The following is a 3,372-nucleotide window of genomic DNA, read 5'->3' on the forward strand; positions in this document are numbered from 1 at the left end:
GGAGCAAAAAGGTGGTTTATACTTCCTATACCCCTCAAAGCTTATAGCAGTGTCACAGATGCGAAAAAGCAATTAAGTGCATATTTTGAGTTTTATAATTTGAAACGACCTCATTCGAGTCTAGACAAAATGACACCAAATGAGTTTTACTATGATCAGCTACCCCAACAAAACAAGGTGGCTTAACTAGAGCGGAATATCACTTATAAATACGCTTTTAGTTGTTCAAACAAGTGGGACCACCTCTCTCGCATTTGCGGGGTTTTTAATGCTGAATAAAAGGAAAACTTGATGGAATTGCCCAATATTATTCAACAATTTATTGGAAACAGCGTTTTAGAGCCAAATAAAATTGGTCAGTCGCCATCGGATGTTTATTCTTTTAATCGAAATAATGAAACTTTTTTTCTTAAGCGATCTAGCACTTTATATACAGAGACCACATACAGTGTCTCTCGCGAAGCGAAAATGTTGAGTTGGCTCTCTGAGAAATTAAAGGTGCCTGAACTCATCATGACTTTTCAGGATGAGCAGTTTGAATTAATGATCACTAAAGCGATCAATGCAAAACCAATTTCAGCGCTTTTTTTAACAGACCAAGAATTGCTTGCTATCTATAAGGAGGCACTCAATCTGTTAAATTCAGTTGCTATTATTGATTGTCCATTTATTTCAAACATTGATCATCGGTTAAAAGAGTCAAAATTTTTTATTGATAACCAACTCCTTGACGATATAGATCAAGATGATTTTGACGCTGAATTATGGGGAGACCATAGAACTTACCTAAGTCTATGGAATGAGTTAACTGAGACTCGTGTTGAAGAAAGATTGGTTTTTTCTCATGGCGATATCACGGATAGTAATATTTTTATAGATAAATTCAATGAAATTTACTTTTTAGATCTTGGCCGTGCTGGGTTAGCTGATGAATTTGTAGATATATCCTTTGTTGAACGTTGCCTAAGAGAGGATGCCTCGGAGGAAACTGCTAAAATATTTTTAAAGCATTTAAAAAATGATAGACCTGACAAAAGGAATTATTTTTTAAAACTTGATGAATTGAATTGATTCTAAGCATTATCTAAAAATACTTAATTGTCTTTTAACGTCGCTAAATTTTAAATAAATAAGTGAAGAGTGTTAGTGGAGCCACTGATTTAAAGTTGGCAGAGTAAAACTTGAAGTGCGACATAAACCACCTAATTAATTTAAAGGGTTTATGGAGTATATAAAATTGTCATACCATCATCTTAACTTTGAAGATCGTACTGCATTAATGCTTGAGTCAAGAAAAGAAGGCTTTTCAGCCAGAAAATTTGCTGAACTCATTAAAAGACATCCTAGTACGATCTATCGTGAGCTTAAAAGAAATAGCATCAATGACGTTTATCAAGCTCGATATGCTTCTGATAACACCTTCGCTAGACGTAGACGTGGTCACAGAAAACTCAAAATCGATTCAATCCTCTGGAAATTTATTGTTGAAGCGATCCGTTGTTTATGGTCTCCTCAGCAAATAGCAAAGCGTTTAAAGACATTTCCTGATTTGGATCAAACAATGAATGTAAGCCATACAACGATTTATTCAACGATACGAGCATTACCAAAGGGTGAGTTGAAAAAAGACTTATTATCCTGTCTACGTCATGAAAATAAAAAGCGAAAAGCTAACGGTGAACCTAAAAAAGATTCTATATTACAGGATATTAAAACTATTCATGAGCGCCCAGCCGAAGTTCAAGAAAGAAAAATACCGGGTCATTGGGAAGCTGATTTAATTAAAGGTAAAGACAATAAAAGTTCGATAGCAACACTTATTGAACGAAATACACGGCTCTGTATCTTGGCAACATTACCTGATGCAAAGGCAGAATCAGTGCGCAAGGCTTTAACTGAAGCTCTGAAATATTTACCTGCAGAACTGCGTAAAACGTTGACCTATGACCGTGGACGTGAGATGTCAGAACATAAAATACTCGAAGAAGATTTAGGCATAGATGTATATTTCTGTGACCCACATTCACCCTGGCAAAAAGGCACATGCGAAAATATGAATGGTTTAATTAGGCAATATTTACCTAAAGGGATTGATTTAAATCAGGCAGATCAGCATTATTTAAATCAAGTTGCCATGTCACTGAATACTCGTCCTAGAAAGGCGTTAGATTGGCTTACACCATTAGAGAAATTTGCTCAGCTTGTTGATTATCATATGGCTTTTGAAACTGTCGCACCTCATGTTTGAATTCGCCCCATATTTTTGCTACAGTGAACCAAATTAAGATCATCTATTTACTAGGCCTCGCATTTGCGGGGTTTTTAATGCTGAATAAAAGGAAAACTTGATGGAATTGCCCAATATTATGCACCCGGTCGCGAAGCTGAGCACCGCATTAGCCGCTGCATTGATGCTGAGCGGGTGCATGCCCGGTGAAATCCGCCCGACGATTGGCCAGCAAATGGAAACTGGCGACCAACGGTTTGGCGATCTGGTTTTCCGCCAGCTCGCACCGAATGTCTGGCAGCACACTTCCTATCTCGACATGCCGGGTTTCGGGGCAGTCGCTTCCAACGGTTTGATCGTCAGGGATGGCGGCCGCGTGCTGGTGGTCGATACCGCCTGGACCGATGACCAGACCGCCCAGATCCTCAACTGGATCAAGCAGGAGATCAACCTGCCGGTCGCGCTGGCGGTGGTGACTCACGCGCATCAGGACAAGATGGGCGGTATGGACGCGCTGCATGCGGCGGGGATTGCGACTTATGCCAATGCGTTGTCGAACCAGCTTGCCCCGCAAGAGGGGATGGTTGCGGCGCAACACAGCCTGACTTTCGCCGCCAATGGCTGGGTCGAACCAGCAACCGCGCCCAACTTTGGCCCGCTCAAGGTATTTTACCCCGGCCCCGGCCACACCAGTGACAATATCACCGTTGGGATCGACGGCACCGACATCGCTTTTGGTGGCTGCCTGATCAAGGACAGCAAGGCCAAGTCGCTCGGCAATCTCGGTGATGCCGACACTGAGCACTACGCCGCGTCAGCGCGCGCGTTTGGTGCGGCGTTCCCCAAGGCCAGCATGATCGTGATGAGCCATTCCGCCCCCGATAGCCGCGCCGCAATCACTCATACGGCCCGCATGGCCGACAAGCTGCGCTGAGCCATGGCTGACCACGTCACCCCCAATCTGCCATCGCGCGATTTCGATGTGACAGAGGCGTTTTATGCGAAGCTGGGCTTTGCGACGAGTTGGAAGGATCGCGGCTGGATGATCCTGCAGCGCGGCGGTTTGCAGCTCGAATTCTTCCCCTATCCTGACCTCGACCCAGCTACGAGCATTGCCTGGTTGCTTCATGGGCAAAAGCTTGATG

At 43.2% G+C, this 3,372-nt stretch carries 4 protein-coding genes and 1 pseudogene; all 5 read left to right on the forward strand.

Going from position 1 to position 3,372, the window contains the following annotated elements:
- A partial coding sequence (locus APU02_RS04850; RefSeq protein WP_157845132.1) for an integrase core domain-containing protein occupies positions 1–186 on the forward strand: 186 nt, incomplete at its 5' end.
- Positions 187–291: 105 nt separating this feature from the next.
- Positions 292–1,071: an APH(3')-VI family aminoglycoside O-phosphotransferase gene (locus APU02_RS04855; RefSeq protein WP_014386410.1), complete on the forward strand. Its 780-nt coding sequence runs from the start codon at positions 292–294 to the stop codon at positions 1,069–1,071.
- Between the two features lie 151 nt (positions 1,072–1,222).
- Positions 1,223–2,248 carry an IS30-like element ISAba125 family transposase gene (locus tag APU02_RS24910; RefSeq protein WP_004994718.1) on the forward strand — a complete coding sequence of 342 codons (1,026 nt, stop codon included), beginning with the start codon at positions 1,223–1,225 and terminating at the stop codon, positions 2,246–2,248.
- 100 nt (positions 2,249–2,348) lie between these two features.
- A complete protein-coding gene (locus tag APU02_RS04860) occupies positions 2,349–3,161 on the forward strand; it encodes a subclass B1 metallo-beta-lactamase NDM-1 (protein ID WP_004201164.1) in 813 nt (270 codons plus the stop codon).
- Between the two features lie 3 nt (positions 3,162–3,164).
- Positions 3,165–3,372, forward strand: a pseudogene (locus APU02_RS04865) (hypothetical protein); the annotation flags it as partial.

Source organism: Citrobacter sp. 50677481 (genome assembly GCF_001463265.1).
Classification (GTDB): Bacteria; Pseudomonadota; Gammaproteobacteria; order Enterobacterales; family Enterobacteriaceae; genus Citrobacter_A; species Citrobacter_A sedlakii.

What these genes read in the sequence shown, in the direction of transcription:
- APU02_RS04855 (WP_014386410.1), top strand. Translation starts at nt 292, where the DNA reads ATGGAATTGCCCAATATTATTCAACAATTTATTGGAAACAGCGTTTTA.
- APU02_RS24910 (WP_004994718.1), top strand. Translation starts at nt 1,223, where the DNA reads ATGGAGTATATAAAATTGTCATACCATCATCTTAACTTTGAAGATCGT.
- APU02_RS04860 (WP_004201164.1), top strand. Translation starts at nt 2,349, where the DNA reads ATGGAATTGCCCAATATTATGCACCCGGTCGCGAAGCTGAGCACCGCA.